Annotated in this window: 19 protein-coding genes, 1 tRNA gene, 1 pseudogene and 1 riboswitch; of the genes and pseudogenes, 10 read left to right on the forward strand and 11 right to left on the reverse strand. The window is 53.2% G+C overall.

The window, feature by feature from the left end; genetic code table 11:
- From CKL79_RS10940 to CKL79_RS10965, 8 genes and pseudogenes are all read left to right on the forward strand, one after another.
- Nucleotides 1-600: transposase (locus CKL79_RS10940; RefSeq protein WP_141242174.1), on the forward strand; the 600-nt coding region annotated here is incomplete at its 5' end.
- Nucleotides 601-641: 41 nt separating this feature from the next.
- Entirely contained in the window at nucleotides 642-776 is a 135-nt protein-coding gene (locus tag CKL79_RS24185) for a hypothetical protein (RefSeq protein ID WP_276299937.1), read from the forward strand.
- Between the two features lie 124 nt (nucleotides 777-900).
- Nucleotides 901-1,215, forward strand: a complete 315-nt coding sequence (locus CKL79_RS22875) for a hypothetical protein (protein WP_141242191.1) — start codon at nucleotides 901-903, stop codon at nucleotides 1,213-1,215.
- The gene (locus CKL79_RS10945) at nucleotides 1,154-1,684 is read left to right on the forward strand and encodes a hypothetical protein (RefSeq protein WP_121969625.1); all 531 of its coding nucleotides are present in this window, start codon (nucleotides 1,154-1,156) and stop codon (nucleotides 1,682-1,684) included. The genes CKL79_RS22875 and CKL79_RS10945 overlap by 62 nt, the downstream gene beginning before the upstream one ends.
- 8 nt (nucleotides 1,685-1,692) lie before the next feature.
- Nucleotides 1,693-1,881, forward strand: a complete 189-nt coding sequence (locus tag CKL79_RS10950) for a hypothetical protein (RefSeq protein WP_121969626.1) — start codon at nucleotides 1,693-1,695, stop codon at nucleotides 1,879-1,881.
- Between the two features lie 45 nt (nucleotides 1,882-1,926).
- On the forward strand, nucleotides 1,927-2,169 hold the full coding sequence (locus CKL79_RS10955; protein WP_121969627.1) for a DUF2191 domain-containing protein: 243 nt from the start codon (nucleotides 1,927-1,929) through the stop codon (nucleotides 2,167-2,169).
- A 9-nt stretch (nucleotides 2,170-2,178) separates the two neighbouring features.
- On the forward strand, nucleotides 2,179-2,613 hold the full coding sequence (locus tag CKL79_RS10960; RefSeq protein ID WP_121969628.1) for a TA system VapC family ribonuclease toxin: 435 nt from the start codon (nucleotides 2,179-2,181) through the stop codon (nucleotides 2,611-2,613).
- 185 nt (nucleotides 2,614-2,798) lie between these two features.
- Nucleotides 2,799-3,335 (forward strand): annotated as a pseudogene (locus tag CKL79_RS10965) (hypothetical protein); the annotation flags it as partial.
- Between the two features lie 157 nt (nucleotides 3,336-3,492).
- On the opposite strand, the gene CKL79_RS10970 reads toward CKL79_RS10965, so the two are convergent.
- The 10 genes from CKL79_RS10970 to CKL79_RS11015 all read right to left on the reverse strand — a co-directional run bounded on the left by CKL79_RS10970 (nucleotide 3,493) and on the right by CKL79_RS11015 (nucleotide 12,995).
- A complete protein-coding gene (locus CKL79_RS10970; protein ID WP_141242192.1) occupies nucleotides 3,493-4,254 on the reverse strand; it encodes a phosphoribosylaminoimidazolesuccinocarboxamide synthase in 762 nt (253 codons plus the stop codon).
- Nucleotides 4,255-4,370: 116 nt separating this feature from the next.
- The gene (locus CKL79_RS10975; RefSeq protein WP_121969631.1) at nucleotides 4,371-5,927 is read right to left on the reverse strand and encodes an Hsp70 family protein; all 1,557 of its coding nucleotides are present in this window, start codon (nucleotides 5,925-5,927) and stop codon (nucleotides 4,371-4,373) included.
- The gene (locus CKL79_RS10980; protein ID WP_121969632.1) at nucleotides 5,924-6,508 is read right to left on the reverse strand and encodes a nucleotide exchange factor GrpE; all 585 of its coding nucleotides are present in this window, start codon (nucleotides 6,506-6,508) and stop codon (nucleotides 5,924-5,926) included. Before CKL79_RS10980 ends, CKL79_RS10975 begins: the two co-directional genes overlap by 4 nt.
- Before the next feature lie 17 nt (nucleotides 6,509-6,525).
- Entirely contained in the window at nucleotides 6,526-6,822 is a 297-nt protein-coding gene (locus CKL79_RS10985) for a DnaJ domain-containing protein (protein WP_121969633.1), read from the reverse strand.
- A 51-nt stretch (nucleotides 6,823-6,873) separates the two neighbouring features.
- Nucleotides 6,874-9,357, reverse strand: a complete 2,484-nt coding sequence (locus CKL79_RS10990; RefSeq protein ID WP_240518800.1) for a hypothetical protein — start codon at nucleotides 9,355-9,357, stop codon at nucleotides 6,874-6,876.
- Between the two features lie 177 nt (nucleotides 9,358-9,534).
- Entirely contained in the window at nucleotides 9,535-10,029 is a 495-nt protein-coding gene (locus CKL79_RS10995) for a hypothetical protein (RefSeq protein ID WP_121969634.1), read from the reverse strand.
- 231 nt (nucleotides 10,030-10,260) lie between these two features.
- Nucleotides 10,261-11,340, reverse strand: a complete 1,080-nt coding sequence (gene fba, locus CKL79_RS11000) for a class II fructose-bisphosphate aldolase (RefSeq protein ID WP_121969635.1) — start codon at nucleotides 11,338-11,340, stop codon at nucleotides 10,261-10,263.
- A 125-nt stretch (nucleotides 11,341-11,465) separates the two neighbouring features.
- Nucleotides 11,466-11,537: transfer RNA gene (locus CKL79_RS11005), tRNA-Lys, on the reverse strand.
- 122 nt (nucleotides 11,538-11,659) lie between these two features.
- Entirely contained in the window at nucleotides 11,660-11,884 is a 225-nt protein-coding gene (gene sipA / locus CKL79_RS11010; protein WP_121969636.1) for a regulatory protein SipA, read from the reverse strand.
- A 19-nt stretch (nucleotides 11,885-11,903) separates the two neighbouring features.
- Nucleotides 11,904-12,995 (reverse strand): sirohydrochlorin chelatase, encoded by a 1,092-nt coding sequence (locus tag CKL79_RS11015; protein ID WP_121969637.1) that lies wholly within the window; start codon nucleotides 12,993-12,995, stop codon nucleotides 11,904-11,906.
- Between the two features lie 34 nt (nucleotides 12,996-13,029).
- Nucleotides 13,030-13,153, reverse strand: a riboswitch (cobalamin riboswitch).
- An 88-nt stretch (nucleotides 13,154-13,241) separates the two neighbouring features.
- Here CKL79_RS11015 and CKL79_RS11020 point away from each other — a divergent pair.
- Both CKL79_RS11020 and typA read left to right on the forward strand, forming a co-directional pair.
- Nucleotides 13,242-14,084, forward strand: a complete 843-nt coding sequence (locus CKL79_RS11020; RefSeq protein WP_121969638.1) for an ion transporter — start codon at nucleotides 13,242-13,244, stop codon at nucleotides 14,082-14,084.
- A gap of 152 nt (nucleotides 14,085-14,236) precedes the next feature.
- Nucleotides 14,237-16,030 carry a translational GTPase TypA gene (gene typA / locus CKL79_RS11025; RefSeq protein WP_121969639.1) on the forward strand — a complete coding sequence of 598 codons (1,794 nt, stop codon included), beginning with the start codon at nucleotides 14,237-14,239 and terminating at the stop codon, nucleotides 16,028-16,030.
- Between the two features lie 141 nt (nucleotides 16,031-16,171).
- Here typA and CKL79_RS11030 read toward each other — a convergent pair whose 3' ends face one another.
- Nucleotides 16,172-17,311: an S-layer homology domain-containing protein gene (locus tag CKL79_RS11030; RefSeq protein WP_141242193.1), complete on the reverse strand. Its 1,140-nt coding sequence runs from the start codon at nucleotides 17,309-17,311 to the stop codon at nucleotides 16,172-16,174.
- Between the last annotated feature and the right edge of the window lie 48 nt (nucleotides 17,312-17,359).

The raw sequence follows: 17,359 nt of genomic DNA on the forward strand, positions 1-17,359 counted from the left end.
TATTTTAGAGAGATGGTGCTAGAGGTTCAATCCTGGGGCCTGAAGCCGTCGTGGGTGACCGGAGACAGTTGGTATTCGAGCCTAGAGAATCTGAAGTTTCTCAGAAACGAGAAAGTGGGTTTTCTATTTGGGGTAGCGAATAATCGGCTGGTCTCGGTAGAGCGTGGAACGTCAGTGCAGATAGGGACTCTAGAGATTACAGCTGATGGCTTGATGGTCTATCTCAAGGCATTTGGCTGGGTCAAAGTGTTTTGTGCGCCGTTCAAAAACGAGCAGCGATATTACATCTTGTATCGACCAGACTTAGAGGCTTTGAAACAGCTCTCACGAGAGACCTTTAAGCAAGTTCATAGTGAGCATTGGCAGATTGAATGTTTTCATAGAGTGATTAAACAGGTGTGTAATATCGAGCGCTTTTATGTGCGAGATGAACAGGCTATTCGTAATCACGTTTTTTGTGCACTACGTGCTTTTTGCAAGCTACAGACGATGTGCATCAAAGGGATCATCAACAACTGCTATGAGATATCGCGTCAGCTATTTGTGCCGGTCATTCGCCAGTTTATTCTAGAAAACGTGGAGGAAACTGCTTTCGCCTAGCATTGTCACACTGTATTTGTCAATGCGTAACTCCTATAATCGTGGCAAAAGCAGAGAGCGATCGCCGTCAGCTATACGTGGCGATGACCAAGGCGCAGGATAAGCTGCACTTGTTTGCTGGGGTGCAGACACGGATTGTAAAAGAGCTGCGCGAAAGTAAAACTTTCTCTCGCTAGAGGGTTCTCAATAGAGCGTAGACAGGCTTACTTGAGTGTTGCACTCTCGTGAGAGAAAAATCATTACATAGCATGTGAAGTGGACGGCAAGAACGGTTCAAGGCTTTCGCCAGGTGAGGTCACGATGCAACTTCCCATAGTCGCTCCAGCTCCGGTAGTCAGTGAACATGCTCAGGCTTTTCGACATCTGTTCAACGATGAACGGGCCTACCAGCACTTTCAGCATTATCTGACCGGATTAATCGTCCTGGAGAATAAAAGCCTGACGAACATCAGCCGCTGTACGATAGAAAGTGCAGATAAGAGTAACCTATCGCGCTTTCTATCGTCAGCGCCGTGGCACCCGCCGGAGGTGAACGACGGGCGGAATCAAATACATGCAGGAGCAAACGCCCCTGCATCGACTGACCGCAGCCGGGTCGAGCCTGATTTTGGATGACACGCTCTGTGAGCACGTCGGGAGTCTGTTTGAGTACGTTGACCGGCACTATAACCATGGTAACCACACCTATCTGTTAGCGCATAACCTGGTGACCAGTCACTACTTAAGCGGAGCCGTGCGCTTTCCAGTAGACTTCGAGGTCTATCGGCGCTATGAGGAAGTCCCGGAATGGGAAACGTGTGTGGCCAAACACTTTCCTGACGAGACCATCCCTAAAAAGGACAAAGCTCGCAGCGCGTTTCACAAGCGGGTCGCCCCTTTCCTGTTGCAAGACCCAGAATTTGTCAAGCAGCACAAGCTATTTTGCACCAAGATAGAGATTGCTCAACTACTCATCGACCAAGCAATTGAGCGGGGGCTAGGGTTCAGCACCGTCTTGGTGGATGGCGATCGCACTGACGGCAAAACTCAGCCATCCCCATCCACTTCATTGCATATCGCCTCCCCATCTCTGCCGACAAAGTAAAAGCCCAAATGCAAAGCCTGGTTGCGATCATCAATGACTTCGTTGAGCAGGCAGATCCCCGCCCCGGACTCCAGCTCAACGAGGTAGAACTCTCAGTAGAGATCAATGCTGAAGGCAAAGTCAGCCTGATCGGCAGCGGCGGAAAATTTGGCAGTAAAGGCGGCATTACGCTGAAATTTGTCCGCCCACCCGAATAGAGCTTACAGACATCTACCCAGACATATGGGTGCTAATATGTCACCATGCGAACAACGATTAGACTCAATGACGAGCTGCTTCAGACGGCAAAACAGCACGCGCTAGCCACACAGAGGACGCTAACGCAGCTAATTCAGGATGCGTTGGTATCGCTGCTAGAAAAAGAGCGGAGCGCGGCCTCACCTCGTACAGTAGAGCTGCCAACCTTTAAAGGTGATGGCACCTACCCAGGCATCGATATCAACAGCAACGCGAGCTTACGAGACTGTATGGAACTGTCTGAATGATGGGCGCTGATGCAGCTTTGTGATGTCAACATCTATGTCAATGCTCACCGCCAAGAAAACGCGGGGCATGACTTTTATCGTCAGTGGCTGAAGGCACAGCTAGAGGGCACCGAAACCTTTCTCTATTGCGACTGGATACTGAGCGCCTTTGTGCGAATTGTCACCCACCCGAAAATATACAAAACGCCAACGCCTCTAGCTCAAGCCTTGGTCTTTGCAGAGAGCGTGAGAAGCCAGCCCAATGCACTCGGCGTTATGCCTGGTGCAGGTCATTGGCAAATATTCATGCAACTCTGTACGGATAGTAAAGCTGCTGGCAACGCAGTCCCAGATGCTTATTTTGCGGCTCTGGCTATAGAGGCAAGTGCGGTGTGGATTACTGCTGATCAAGGCTTCAGAGTGTTTGAGCCAACCTTACAGTGGCAATGGCTGCGGCCTGCCTAAAATGACGAGTTTGTCCCGAGATTTGCTCTATTAGCCCGAATAGCTTACTCATGCGCTTGCTCTTTTTCTTGCATCCCGTCAAAATCGAAGTGTTCTGCTAGGCTGACTCTTGAACCGTGGCTAGAAACTGGGCAATTACGATTGGTATAAATGAATATCCGTATTTGTGATCGCTCCAGTACGCCACCTGCGACGCCGATGCCATGCGTCAACTTTTCTTGCAGGAACTCAGCTTCCAAAAGGTCTATCACTTCACCGATACCAGCCCGCCCATTCCGCAAGACTATGGCCCCGACCAAAATTCTCGGCCTACGTATACGACGCTGAGACGCTTTTTGAATAAGCGATTTGAGACGCCTTTTTTGGGCGATGGCGATAATCTATGGTTCTTTTTTGCAGGGCATGGCATTCGGCATGAGCAGACTGATTATTTGATGCCTGCGGATGGCGATCGCACTGACCGGCAAAACTCAGCCATCCCCATCCACTTCATTGCATATCGCCTCCCCATCTCTGCCGACAAAGTAAAAGCTCAAATGCAAAGCCTGGTTGCGATCGTCAATGACTTATTCGAGCAGGCACCCCCCCGCCCCGGCCTCCAGCTCGACGAGGTAGAACTCTCAGTAGAGATCAATGCTGAAGGCAAAGTCAGCTTGATCAGCAGCGGCGGAAAATTTGGCAGCAAAGGCGGCATTACGCTGAAATTTGTGCGTCCTTCTTGATTTTTTGCCTTCACCCTTGCCCTTTGCCTACTACCTCACCTGAAATGACTCAATAGACAAACCACGGCTGCTCTGGATAGCTCCAGACGTTCCCCTCCTAGGAACTTTGGCGATACCTTGCAACGTTTTCCCACTCTCTAGCGTTCCAGAGACAGCGTCAAAATCTCTTCTCGCCTAACCGCGTGCCATCGGCCCGAACAACAACATAGCGATAGTTGCGATCAGCTACCGGCCAGTATCGCTGCAACCGACCGTAGTCAAAATTGACAGGCACATTGACCTCAAAATATCCCCGTTCCGGCACCCAAGCGATCCACCAGTCGGTGTTCTGGTACCCCACCGACTGCCAAAATCTAAGGCGCACCGATTTCTCAGCCGCCGTCTCTATCGGAAAATTGACCTGTCGCCAGCTCGGCTGACCAGCATTGCGTAGCTCACTAGCAGGTAAGTTCTGAGGCAGATAGCGGCCCTGATTGTTGTAGTACCAGCTAAACCGAGACTGCTCAGTCAGCAGGGTATCTCGGGTGCAGCCGTCATAGGGAGCCGATAGGAGCCTGCCATCATGCCCAATCACCTGGTAAGGCGATGGGCCATCGACAGTGGCCAGTTGTTCCTCTGTAACCTCGGCCTCAAAGTCAATCTCGATCAGGTCTTTAAGCGCCTGATTTTTCTGAGGCCCGCTCAGCGTCTCAAAAGCCTCTGTCAGGAGAATGCGATCGCCTTCCATCCGATCCAAAATCTGCGCACTGCCCCAAGAATGTGTGGGCTGACTTTGCAGCCGCTGCAAGTGCTCGCTCATCACCGGCTCATACCAGGCCACACTTCCCGGTTGGCCAGCGCAGTTAGCCCAGGCGGGCGTGACCACTACCCAGCTCATCAGCCCTATGCCCCATAGCCATTGAGGCGATCGCTTACCCACTAATTTAATCCATTCGTTGAGATTGATAGCAGCTATTCTAAATTTTTCAGTTTGAATAAACCTGGGCCTGTGCCAGTTTGAGCGGGCATAAGCAGATCGCGGTGAGCATGATGAGCCTATCGAGTTTCGTCATCATCGAGCATGGGCAGGGCTGGCATATCAAATAGGGAAGCGATCGCCTCTCTTGACTGATCCAAATCATAACTGGAGAGCCGCCCGGTCTCGGCGTCGTTTACCACAAATGAATTTTGCTGCCCTTTGCCCTTTTCAGTCGCCGTCACCGTCAAAATGCCATTGAGATCAAAGTCAAAATGCACCTCAATTTGCAGCTCCCCGGCTGCTTTTGGCGGCAGCTCCTCTATTTTAAATGAGCCTAAAGGTACATTCTCGCGAGCGACCATATTTTCTCCCTGATACACCTCAATTTCCACCGCCTCCTGCTGATCGTAAGAGGTGTGGTAAACCTGCGATCGCGAGGTCGGAATCACACTATTGCGCGGAATAATCGTGCTAAACATATCAGGCGTCAGGCCAAACGCTGTCTCCATCACCGCCGCAATCCCTAGCGAATGCGGAATCACATCCACCAAAATAGAATCTACCGATTCGCCTGCCAAAACGCCTGCTTGCAGCGCGGCCCCTAACCCCACACACAGATCGGGGTTGAAACTGTTGACGGGCGTATCAGTCAGATGATTTTCGACCAGGCTCTGAATCAGCGGTATCCGGGTAGACCCCCCGACTAAAATTACCCGATCAATGTCGTCAGCATCCATTTCGGCATCGCTCAGCGCCCGATCAATGGCCTCTAACGTGCCAGTCAGCAGGGGTTTGATCAGGTGTTCAAAGTCTTCCCGGGCAATTTCAGTCTCTAAGTGAAGCGCTGTTTCTCCCTTGCTGGCCAAAAAGGGTTCGCGCACCTGGGCAAACGCATTTTCGCTCAGTGCAATTTTGGCCTGCTCAGCCGCTCGCAGCAGTCTCGCCTGAGTCACGGCATCGCCTGGCAGCTCCATATCATTTGCCTGAGCGAACTTGCTGGCCAGGTATCGCTGTAGCTGCTGGTCAAAATCATCGCCGCCTAAGCGGTTGTTACCGTGGCTCGCCAATACCTCAGTGACATCGCCTGTCATCTCTACAATTGAGACATCAAAGGTACCGCCGCCTAAGTCATAGACCAGCACGTTCTCAGTATCTTCAGAGCGATCGTCAAATACCAGAGCAGCCGCAGTCGGCTCGTTAAGAATTTGCAGCACCTCAAATCCGGCAATCTCTCCGGCTTCTTTAGTCGCCTGTCGCTGGGCATCGGTGAAGTAGGCAGGGACGGTGATGACCGCCTGAGTAATCTCTTCTTCTAGGGCTTCTTCTGCTCGCTGCTTGAGCGATCGCAACACAATTGCTGAAATCTCCTGCGGGCGATAGTCGCGTTCTCCTAGCGTCACCGAATAGTCTGTTCCCATCTGCCGCTTGATTGACTTAACGGTACGCTCAGGTGCAGCCGCATACTGTCTGAGGGCGGCCTGACCGACCAATAGCTCTCCGGTACCGCTGAGGCCAACATAAGAGGGCAACAACATCTCTCCCTCTTCATCAGGAATTACCCAGGGTTGCCCTTCATCTAGCGTGGCAATCAGTGAGTTGGTCGTACCCAGGTCAATTCCAACAACTTTGCTCATGAGTCAATCTCCTCTGCTTCTACAGTGTTTGCCGCCACAATGACCTGCGCTTCTCTCAGCATGCGATCTTTCCAGCGGTAGCCGCGTACCACTTCTTGGACAACGGTATTAGGTGGCACACTCGTCTCGGTTGTCTGTCCTAGCGCGTGCATCTGATTAGGGTCAAAGAGTTCTCCTTTAGCAGGCAGGGGTATCACCTGATGCTGGCTCAACACGCTCAGCATAGACTCACGAATCATCTCAATGCCTGCTCGGGCGCTGGAGACCACTTCGGGAAGAGACTCCGTTGCTGACGCTGTTTTTGTCGGAGCCAACCCAAACCACGATCTCAATCGTTGCCAGCCAGTGAGCGGTTCCATGTCTGGCTGAGCTTGTTGTTCGGCCTGCTGCCAATGGTCGGTAGCTCGATCTAGCGCATCGACGACGGTGAGTAAGTCGCTCAAAAGCTTTTCTTGTTGCTTGCGGATTTGGATTTTTTGGGCGGCCAGTTCTCTCGCTGAGGGTTTAGCTGAGGGTTTAGTAGGATGGTCGGAGGGTGGGCCGGGCGATCGCGCCGTATCACCAGAAATAAATTGCGTCATGTACTCTCAAATCACAACTAAAAGGTCAGCAATATCAGATCTTTTAAGGATACATCCAGTGCAGCTACAGCCTGCTGCTTGAGTTCAGCTAGCAGCGCATTATCAAGCTCGGCCTCCACCGGCTTCAATTCAAAAAAGTCGTCAGCAGCTTGAGCGGGGGGTTTACGCAGGGTTTCGTAGGCAGCTCGAATTGCCTTGAAGTCCTGCGGATGGCTGTGGGCCGGAAACACTTTGAGCTGGGTATGGTAGGCAGTTTTAATTTCAGCGGGCGTCGCGCCGGGGGCAATGCCTAGTCGATCATAGTGTTCTTGCATGAGATGACTGAGAGGATGGGTGAATAGAGAGAGAGATGAGAAAGACGGGTATTAGAAGAAACCACGCCGCTTAGAAGATTTTCGACTTCGCCGGGGCAGTGGGGGCGGTAAAAAGAAGGGGTCAAACGTATCGTCCTCCTCTTCTTCAAATCCACCGTCCATCTGAGCCATTAATTCTGGCAGCATTTGAGCCAGCACTTCAGGCGGCACCTCACCTCCAAACGCTTCACGAGCCAGTCGCTTGAGCATGTCAATCATATCGATCTGACTGGGGTCGCCCATCAGATTGATGTCAGAGCCAACCACCCGGCGAGTCATTGCCTGCGCTGCAAACCACTCTTCTTCGCGGAATGCCTGTAAGGCTTCGGCATCTTGCAAGCGACGAGCGAGTTCAAACCCGCGCTGACGTAACTTGTCGTACTGTCCAGATTTTCTAGAATAGAGCGTGGCACTGGCCAATATCAGCAGCGGATTTTGAGAGTCTTTTTTGAGCCAGGTTTCGATGAACGGTTTGAGCCCCGTGCTCTGTTCAAATCGGCGTAGCTCAAGCTGGGCGATCGCGAGCGTATGTCCGGGCTGGCTCGCACGACTCAAAATAGAGTCAACGGCTGTTTTTAGCTGAGTAGGCTGGGGCGATCGCACCGCCAAAATCATCAGCTGCGCAATATCGGCCCCCGCGACCTGCCGTTCTGCCAGCTCAATAATTTTGCTGTAATAGCTGCCCTGAAGCGCTGTCATCCCCTTTTTGTTGCGCTTAGCATGCTGCTGAACCATCAGGTAAATGGCTTTAATCATCTCAACCTGCTGAGCAGGCGTGTGAGATGCTAGCAGTTTTTCCCACTGTGGCACCGCTTTCTCTTGGTCGAGCGTAACCTTTTGACCGCTGCTAGGCTGGTCCGTCGCCGAATCTAGGAAAATTTGGCAGGCTTTTAGCGGGGGCGAGGGCTTAGTCCGGTCGCGCACAAACTGCGCCATCATCACATAGTTTTGAAAAGTCAGCGCCTCTACCCACGCCGGGATTTCAACTTCGGCATCGACCCCCACATCGCCAAAATGCTTGCCAAACTTGCGCCGGATCGCTTTAACGGTGTCCGGATCGTCTTCTAGCTCCAGTAGCGTCCGATAAACTTCTGGAAACTGACAGCCTGCTTCGAGCGCCTGCAGCAGCAGCGGCACCGCTTCCTTGGGCCTATGTCTGGCATAGGCATTCAGCCCCTTGCGGCCAATGACATCCGGGTGATTAGGGGCAAGCTGCTCGGCTATTTTTACACTGCGTAGCGCATCGCGGGAATGGCCCATCGACATTTGGCAGTCAGCAGCCCAGCAGTGCAGCTTAGCCAGTGCCGGATTTAGCCGCTCTTTTGGCCAGTCCTGAGGATTTTTCTGAGCAGTTTGCCTTAGCCAGCTCACTAGCTGAGCGACTAATCGTCCGGCTTTGCCATGCTGCCTTGTGACAGCCAGCGCCTTGTAGAGATTGAGGGCTAAATGCGAATCAAAGTCAGCTTTTTCGAGCGCCAAATCCCAGAAGGTCGCTGTGCAGCCAACCTCATCTTGCCGGAGCGCCTGAGTCCCGGCGAGCAGCATCACCGGGCGATACAGCCTGTTGAGCAGCGGGTATTCTGCCAGCATCTCACCGGTACTGTCTAAAAGCAGATGGGCTGCTTCGTGAAAATCCTCTTCGCGGATAAGGTGCAACAGCTCCAGGGCTGAAACGGCACTGACGTTTGAGACATCGGGCTCCTCTAAATCGACAAAATCGGATGGAGGGCGATCGCTATGAGCCGCTTGAGCCAGCGTCAACTGCTGCGCAGCGGGATGCTGATCGCGCCGATACCGGATCATCGTCCCGCCAAAAAAGCTGTGTTTGGTCTCGGCTGGGCCAATGCTGGGCATTTCTTTTTGTGCCGCTGCCCAGTTTCCGGCCTGCTGATAGGCGTAGGCTGGCCAAACCAAGGGGCGATCTTCTGGGCTAGCGGGCCGACCGATTTTCTTGAAGTGCGCCGCAGCGGCTTTGGGGTTGCCTGAGGTAAGCGCGATCGCCCCCCTGGCCCAGTGCAGATGAGGCGCATAAAAGCGCTTAGCCTGAGCTTTGATCAGCCCCTCAACTTCGTCAGCCTTGTCATTGAGAAACAGCAGCTTCAGGTAGCAGCCGCCCAAGTCTTTAGGCAAGGTTTTATCATCAAAAGCCGCCTGAAAGAGGTCTAGCGCGGCGATCGCCTCTTGCTGGGCCAAAAGACTTTTGGCTAACCAATAATAAGTATCGTCATAGAGATTAAAGCTCAGTGCTTGTCGCAGTGCTTTCTCCGCCTGAGGATACTGGGCACGCTCGAACTCGTACTTACCCTGTAGCAGCCAAATATCGGCTTCAGTCACCGTCGTAGACTGGTCAGGGTTACGCTTTAGACCTTGCTGTAGCTTACGCAGCGCAGTCGTATACTTCTTCTGCTCGATCAGCGCTTGAACCTGCTGCTCAAGTGCCTGACCAGAGGCCGTCATCGTCGATAGTTGTTGCCGAAGACCTTTGCGCTTAGCCAAATTCTTTCTCCCCGTGGCCTATCGTTTTGTAGGAACTTACTCCAAGAACCCATCGTCTTAGAGTAGTTGATTCTACCTAAAGTTTCGAGCCTTGTAACAACTCCTTTAAAGCAATTAGAAACCACGGCGAGATATCACCTAGCAAGCTGACGATTTTCCTTCCCGGCAGCTCGCTCCTTACTGATGATTGACCTCGATATCGCGAACCACATTCATCGCTTGCTCAACTTCACCTTGAGAGCCGCTGACAACCACACGAAAGGTGCGAGGAATGGAAGGATCTGACTTTTGCTTTTGTTCTCCAGGCTGCGCGGCATAGACCTGCTTGCCGTAGATTAAGCCTGCGATCGCACCCACAGCAGTCAGACCCACTATCAAAAGCCGGTTGAAACTGCTGTTGGCAGCCAAGCCATCGACAACGGTTGACCCAATAACAATGGCAATGACGCCCAGCGTGCCCCCATAAAAAGCACCCATCAAGAAGCCCGCTTCGCCGCCGGCAGTTGTTCCCAATGCCTCTAGCTCTGCGCCAGGGGCGACATGGTCGTCAATCGAAACTTTTTGAGTCGAGATACCTGCTGATTCAATCGCCTGCTGCATCTCTTTAGCTGACTTTCGATCATCATAAATGCCGATGACCTGACCGTTGGGGACTATTGTTTGACTGGTCATAAATAACTTCTCCTTAGCTTGAGACAGGCGAGCTAACCCGTAGTGTTTGTAATAAATAGCGTTTGTAAAGCTCTACGGATCATCGTTACTAAATTACAGCTGCTTTTTATCTATAGCTTGGTGGATTTGAGCGTCTGCCAAACGAGAGTAAGCTGACCACAAGAAACCCCCAGAAGGGTTATGGCCTTCTGGGGGTTTGTCACTTGAGAAGTTGGTTGCTAGTGCAAGGGGCTAGACAGCAGCAGCCGTCTTAACTTTGGCATCGAGCTTGCCTGCAGCGTACATATCTGCAAACACTTCTACGCCGACCTGCTTAATCTTAGAAGCATTGCCCGCTGCGCCAAACGCTTCGTAGCGATCCGTACAAACCTGCTTCATGTACTTGATAGAAGGCTTAAGGAAGTGACGGGGGTCAAAGTTCTTAGGATCGGCAGTTGCGGCTTCGCGAATGGCAGCAGTAATCGCCAAGCGGTTGTCGGTGTCGATATTCACTTTACGAACGCCGCTCTTGATCCCTTTTTGAATCTCTTCAACCGGGACGCCATAAGTCTCAGGAATCGCACCGCCGTTCGCGTTGATGATGTCGAGCCACTTCTGAGGGACAGAAGAAGATCCGTGCATCACCAGGTGAGTGTTGGGCAGGCGCTTATGAATTTCTTCAATGCGGCTAATCGCCAAAATCTCGCCAGTGGGCTTACGAGTAAACTTGTATGCGCCGTGGCTGGTGCCGATCGCTACTGCAAGCGCGTCTACTTGAGTCGCTTCGACAAACTGCACCGCCTCTTCGGGGTCAGTCAGCAGCTGGTCTTTGTCGAGCTTACCTTCAAAGCCATGGCCGTCTTCTGCCTCGCCCTGGCCAGTTTCGAGTGAGCCTAAGCAGCCGAGTTCGCCTTCTACACTGGCACCGATCGCGTGAGCTACCTTCACCACTTGACGGGTAACATCGACGTTGTATTCAAAGCTTGCGGGCGTTTTGGCATCGTCTTCTAGCGAGCCGTCCATCATCACGCTGGTAAAACCGTTGCGAATGGCTGAGTAGCAAGTAGCGGGGCTATTGCCGTGATCCTGGTGCATCACAACGGGGATGTGAGGATAGGTTTCAACTGCTGCCATCACTAAGTGACGCAGAAAGTTTTCACCTGCATATTTCCGCGCGCCGCGTGAAGCTTGTAAAATAACGGGGCTATCGGTTTCGTCCGCAGCCTGCATAATTGCCAGGATCTGCTCCAGGTTGTTTACGTTGAACGCGGGAATCCCGTAACCGACTTCAGCAGCATGATCGAGCATCAGCCGCATAGGTACAAGCGCCATTCCATATCCTCCTAATAATTTCTGCCAGATGGCAAACCTAAAAGCCGCTCTATACTTCCGAGCGTTAGGTTCTTATCCCTCAATAGTAGGTCAAAACATTGACCTACGATTAAAAACTTAAAAAATGGGTCGCCTGGGATTCGAACCCAGGACCAGTCGGTTAAAAGCCGAATGCTCTACCACTGAGCTAGCGACCCGCTGAGGGATGTGGTTATAAGCGGTGGGTTCACCGCACAGTTACTAAATGTAGCATACCGACTGAGCGCACATCCCAATATTTTTTTGAAGCGCAATATTTTTTCAGCCTGAACGAAAAAATCTACGCTTCTACAGCCTTCAGGTACTCGGCGTCGATCAAAAAGTTTCCCCGACTGAAGCGTACGCCCAGGTAGCCGCCGGGTTTGCGCGAGAGGACAACGCCCTCCTCCCCCAATTCGACGAGATCGGGGGGGCGCAGCATCGGCATGGTCTCAGCCGTTTTGAGATAGGGGGGGAGGGCGCAGATTTGGACGCGATCGCCCACTTGGAACGGAGAGTCAGGCATGGGGAAACGGGAATGGGGGTTAGGGAACTTGCCAGATGCGCTGGTGGTACTTTTCGGGGTCGGCGTAGGGGTCGGGCGCGGCTGCGTGCGCATGATCGTGGCCGTGGGCGTGTTCGTGGCCGTGGGCGTGTTCGTGACCGTGGGCATGACCGTGACCGTGCGCATGACCATGACCATGACCTTCGCCTGCTGTCGCGACTATCCGAAACTTGCACATTTCGCAGTTCATGGCGACCTGGCCTAGCTGGGTTTCGATTTCGCGATCGCGCAAAACCTTGAGCAGCTGCGGGTGAATGCCCATCTCTGGCAGGGTGACCACCTCTATATCTGGGTAGAGAGACTGCTGAGCAGCGGCGATCGCCTCGATTTTTTCCATCAGCACGCCGGTAAACATAAAGTAGGGCAGCGCGATGATGCGTTTGGGCTGGTAGAGACGCGACCGCCGGAAACCTTCTTCTAAGCGCGGATGGGTGATGCCGATAAAGCAGGTCTCTACCGTGTGATAGCCGCTGCCCTCCCAGATCATGCGAGCAAGCTTGCATAAATCGCCATTGGCATCGGGGTCGCTAGAGCCTCGGCCAATAAACAGCAGCGCCGTATCCTCACGAGCGATGCCCTGAGGATTGTGAGCGGGCTGATCGAGCAGCGCTAGACGGGCCTGCCACAGCTCAAAAATGGCTGGCGTAATGCCAAAGTGACGACCGTAGTGAAAGGTAACCTGCGGGTGGCGACGCTTAGCCCGGTCTAGCTCATTGGTCACGTCAAACTTATTGTGGCGAGCGGCAAAGAGCAAAATCGGCAGAACGGAAATATCCGTATAGCCTTGCGCTACGCACTGGTCGACGCCGTCTTGAATGCTAGGAGCGGTGAGTTCTAAAAAGCAGGGGATGACGGGGCGTGAGGGGTCTAGCTGCTTGTAGAGGCTGGCAAAATCGATCAGGTCCTGGCGGCCTTTGGGATTGCGGGTACCGTGGCCGACCATGAGTAGAGGTCTGGTGAGGGGGAGTGGTGGGAGGGTGAGTTCGTTATGAGGGGGAGTCGGGGAGGGGGAAAGGGGGAAAGGGGAAGGGGAATTGGTAGCTAGGGTGTCAGATGTTTGGATCAAAGTCATAGAGAGTACTCCTGGCCCGTGCGACGCGGGATGAGAAATGAAAAGATAGCAAAGCAGGCATTCTGACTTTTACAGCTGCGGCACAGTGCCGGATTTGCACCGGACTTTCCCTGGGTTTGCTTTCGTTTACAAGGGGGACTTTGCTATCTTATCGGGTCTGCTGCGGTTGGTTGGCGCATCTTAAAGATAATCTGGTGATTTGGGCCAGTCGCCCAAACTAAATGGCTGACTAAAATGGCTGACTGAATGGCTTTAAGAGAGCAGGTGCGGCAGGCGTTTAATACGAGTGACACCGGGCTGAGCCGGGGGGTGAATGGGGCGATCGCGCTCCTCATTCTCTTGTCGGCGACGCTTTTTGCCATACAGACCTATCCGCTGCCCGAGACTGTTTGCTTCTGGCTGCATATTGCCGATCAGGTGATTTTGGCGCTGTTCGCCGTCGAATATTTCATGCGGCTATGGTCTGCCAAGAGCCCCCTGAGATTTGTTTTCAGCCTCTATGGACTGATTGATCTGGTAGCCATTCTGCCGTTTTTTCTAGGGTTCTTAGACACGCGATTTCTCCGGCTAATCCGCTGGCTGCGAATCTTGCGGCTGGCGCGCTTCTTTGAGCAAAAAACCTGGTTTGGACGTTTGAGCGGCTACGAAGGGCTCATTTTTGGCCGGATCTTATTTACGCTGTTCTCAATTATTTTCATCTACTCTGGAGCCATCTATCAGGTAGAGCATGAGGCCAACGGTGAAAACTTTGGCACCTTGCTAGATGCGGTGTATTTTGCGGTCGTGACCATGACGACTGTCGGCTATGGCGACATCACCCCCGTATCAGAAGCCGGGCGCGGCCTGACCATCATGATGATATTGACCGGGATTGCCCTGATCCCGACGCAGGTGGGTAACTTTATCCAGCAGTTTACAAAAGTACAAAATTCTTTGCGGGTTGCCTGTACTGGCTGTGGTTTGCTCGGTCACGAGACTGACGCGCAGTTCTGCCGTCGCTGCGGTGCGGCTCTTACTGAACTCGCAGAGACTGAACCTGCAGAGGCTGAACCTGCAGATGCCGCTGTCGATTCGAAGCCACTATCATGACGGTGCGGCTCCGGGTCGCTGTTCCGTAAGTTACAATTAGTAAAGCTTTTTGTCAGGGGTGTATCGTCATATTTCCCTGTCTTTCAGTTTGCATTGCTCACTAACGCGGTGCGCCCTATTTTGTCGGCACTGACGCCACCCTTCGAGACCCCATGAGCCTTCCTATCCGCAACGTCGCTATCATCGCCCACGTAGACCACGGCAAAACTACCCTGGTTGACTCGCTACTAGAGCAATCCGGTATTTTCCGTGACAACGAAGCCGTCCCCACCTGCGTGATGGACTCTAACGACTTAGAGCGGGAGCGAGGCATTACCATTCTTTCAAAAAATACAGCGGTTCACTACAAAGACACGCTGGTCAATATTGTCGATACGCCTGGCCACGCTGACTTTGGCGGCGAAGTCGAGCGCGTACTTGGCATGGTTGATGGCTGCTTGCTAATCGTCGATGCTAACGAAGGCCCGATGCCGCAAACTCGCTTCGTACTGAAAAAGGCGTTAGAAAAAGGGCTGCGTCCCATCGTCGTCGTCAACAAAATCGACCGCCCTCGCGCCGACCCCCATGTGGCTGTAGACAAGGTGCTTGACCTCTTTATTGAGTTAGGCGCAGACGATGACCAATGCGACTTTCCCTATCTCTTTGCCTCCGGCCTGGCTGGATTTGCCAAAGAGAAGATGGAAGACGAAGACAAAGACATGCAGCCGCTGTTTGAGGCAGTTTTGCACCATGTCTCTCCGCCCATTGGTGACCCCGATAAGCCTTTGCAGCTGCAGGTGACTACGCTCGACTACTCAGACTATCTGGGCCGAATTGTCATCGGCAAAATTCACAACGGCACCATTCGTCAGGGCGAGCAGGCTGCGCTGGTCAAGGAAGACGGCTCCATCGTTAAGGGCAGAATTACCAAACTGCTCGGCTTTGAAGGGCTACAGCGGGTGGAGATCGCCGAAGCAACGGCGGGCAACCTGGTAGCTGTGGCGGGCTTTGCCGATGCCAATATTGGTGAAACTATTACCAGTGCGAGCGATCCGCAGGCACTGCCGCTAATCAAAGTCGATGAACCGACGCTGCAGATGACCTTTGCTGTGAACGATTCGCCCTTTGCCGGGCAGGAGGGCGATTTTGTCACCTCACGGCAACTGCGCGATCGCCTCATGCGCGAACTCGAAACCAACGTGGCGCTGCGCGTTGAAGAAACCGATTCGCCAGATCGCTTTGCTGTCTCTGGACGCGGCGAACTGCACTTGGGCATTTTAATCGAAACCATGCGCCGTGAAGGCTATGAGTTTCAGGTCTCTCAGCCGCAAGTGATCTACCGCGAAGTCAACAGCAAACCCTGCGAACCCTTTGAGCAGCTTGTGCTCGACGTGCCCGAAGATGCCGTCGGTGGCTGCATGGAGCGGCTAGGTCAGCGCAAAGCCGAACTGCAAGACATGATGGTCTCTGGCGACGGCAGAGCGCAGCTAGAATTTGTGGTGCCTGCTCGCGGCCTGATTGGCTTTCGCGGTGAATTCATGCGGGCCACTCGCGGCGCAGGGATTATGAACCACAGCTTTTTGGAGTATCGACCGATGTCTGGCGATATTGATACCCGGCGAAACGGGGTGCTGATTTCCTTTGAAGAAGGCGTGGCTACTTTCTACGCGCTGAAAAACGCTGAAGATCGCGGCACCTTCTTCATTGAGCCGGGTACTAAGGTATACAAGGGCATGGTCGTCGGGGAGAACAATCGCCCTCAAGACCTGGAGCTAAATATCTGTAAGGCGAAGCAGCTTACAAACCACCGTGCCGCTTCTGGTGATGAGCTAGTTCAGCTCCAGTCGCCCATGGAGATGGGATTAGAGCGGGCGCTTGAGTACATCGGCCCCGACGAGATGGTCGAGGTGACGCCTGAGTCTATCCGGCTGCGCAAGGTGGGCAAAAAAAAGCTCGCTAAGCGGTAGACGCGGTGTGATCCACAGATAAGCCTCCAAAATAAGCCCTCAGGATAAAAAAAGGATCTAGCGCAGATGTCTCTGCGCTAGATCCTTTTACCTATTTACCCAAAGTGTTGAATCCCTGATGCTTTACCCCAGGGATTCATCCTAAGGCTTCACTAAGTACTGAGAGTCTATCGGCTCCACAGCACCTGCTTGGACCAGTGCCTGATAGACCAGGGCGGATAACTCCGCTCGGGTAGTGGGCTGGTTCGGATTGAGTCGGTCGATGTTGGGATAGTTGATGACCAGATTGCCCGCAGTCGCTGCCGCCATTTTTTCGTTGGCCCAGTTTGGAATGCTATTAGCATCCGCATAGCGATCTAATGATGCCTGGACGTTAGCAGGCGCTTCTAGTCCTAGCCCGGAAACTAGCGTGGTCAGTGCCTGAGCGCGGGTGACTGGTGCATCCGGGGCAAAGGTATTGTCTGGGAATCCGGTCATGAATCCGCCTTTGACCACCTCTTCAATGGGTCCTCTCGCCCAGTAGTCGTTACCCACGTCAGAAAACGCGAGTGTTTCTTTGTTTTCGACTAAGTCAAATGCCTTAGCAACGATATTGGCTATCTGAGCGCGGGTAACGGGCTGATCGGGTCTGAACAGACCGTCCTCAAAGCCAGCAGTCAGCCCGCGGCTGCTCAGAGCATCGATGTGGGGCTTAGCCCAATAGTTGTCGGGCACATCGTTGAAATTGATAGGATTCTGTAGGCCACCAGTAACGGCGGCTGAAGGGGTCACACCGGTCGCAGTGGCGGCTGTTTGCGGTTCTTTTGCATTAGGAATGACTTCGTCAGCAGCTAAGCCCTCTGTAGCCGCTGCGCCCGTGACACCAGCAGCAGTGCCAGCCGCCGCAGTGCCAAAGATACCGCGATCGCGCCTCCTAGCGAGTGTTTCTCTCCGGGCAGTGGCGCGGGCGGCTAGCCTACGGCGGGCTGAGCGAGGAAGTTCGTCAACTTCGTTTGCTGCATTGGCTATGCCGTCAGCAGCAGCGATTTCTTCGTCGATCTCTTCCGCTGACTCAGGTGAGAGCTGAGCGCGTGGGGCAATTAGGGGAGTATCTGAACCAACCAGCGACTGACCCAACTCTATGCCACCTCGGGTCAGTCCCCAAAACAGCACACTCCCGATAGAGAGAAAAGCGATCCCGACAGCAACCATCTCATCAAAACTGAGAGGACGGTTAGGGCCAGTCGAGGGGGGCGTAGAACCTTGAGGATCGTTAGGGGGCTCAATAGGAGATTGGGTCACGGGAATGGTTGCCTCTATTAATTTAAGGATGGACGCTTTCTAAAGCTA

It is taken from the genome of Leptolyngbya sp. BC1307, assembly GCF_002286735.1.
Lineage (GTDB): Bacteria > Cyanobacteriota > Cyanobacteriia > Phormidesmidales > Phormidesmidaceae > Phormidesmis.

Bases quoted from the DNA above. Each gene is read 5' to 3' on its own strand.
- CKL79_RS22875 (WP_141242191.1), top strand. From the start codon at position 901: ATGCAACTTCCCATAGTCGCTCCAGCTCCGGTAGTCAGTGAACATGCT.
- CKL79_RS10945 (WP_121969625.1), top strand. From the start codon at position 1,154: ATGCAGGAGCAAACGCCCCTGCATCGACTGACCGCAGCCGGGTCGAGC.
- CKL79_RS10950 (WP_121969626.1), top strand. From the start codon at position 1,693: ATGCAAAGCCTGGTTGCGATCATCAATGACTTCGTTGAGCAGGCAGAT.
- CKL79_RS10955 (WP_121969627.1), top strand. From the start codon at position 1,927: ATGCGAACAACGATTAGACTCAATGACGAGCTGCTTCAGACGGCAAAA.
- CKL79_RS10960 (WP_121969628.1), top strand. From the start codon at position 2,179: ATGCAGCTTTGTGATGTCAACATCTATGTCAATGCTCACCGCCAAGAA.
- CKL79_RS10975 (WP_121969631.1), bottom strand. From the start codon at position 5,927: ATGAGCAAAGTTGTTGGAATTGACCTGGGTACGACCAACTCACTGATT.
- CKL79_RS10980 (WP_121969632.1), bottom strand. From the start codon at position 6,508: ATGACGCAATTTATTTCTGGTGATACGGCGCGATCGCCCGGCCCACCC.
- CKL79_RS10985 (WP_121969633.1), bottom strand. From the start codon at position 6,822: ATGCAAGAACACTATGATCGACTAGGCATTGCCCCCGGCGCGACGCCC.
- CKL79_RS10995 (WP_121969634.1), bottom strand. From the start codon at position 10,029: ATGACCAGTCAAACAATAGTCCCCAACGGTCAGGTCATCGGCATTTAT.
- fba (WP_121969635.1), bottom strand. From the start codon at position 11,340: ATGGCGCTTGTACCTATGCGGCTGATGCTCGATCATGCTGCTGAAGTC.
- sipA (WP_121969636.1), bottom strand. From the start codon at position 11,884: ATGCCTGACTCTCCGTTCCAAGTGGGCGATCGCGTCCAAATCTGCGCC.
- CKL79_RS11015 (WP_121969637.1), bottom strand. From the start codon at position 12,995: ATGACTTTGATCCAAACATCTGACACCCTAGCTACCAATTCCCCTTCC.
- CKL79_RS11020 (WP_121969638.1), top strand. From the start codon at position 13,242: ATGGCTTTAAGAGAGCAGGTGCGGCAGGCGTTTAATACGAGTGACACC.
- typA (WP_121969639.1), top strand. From the start codon at position 14,237: ATGAGCCTTCCTATCCGCAACGTCGCTATCATCGCCCACGTAGACCAC.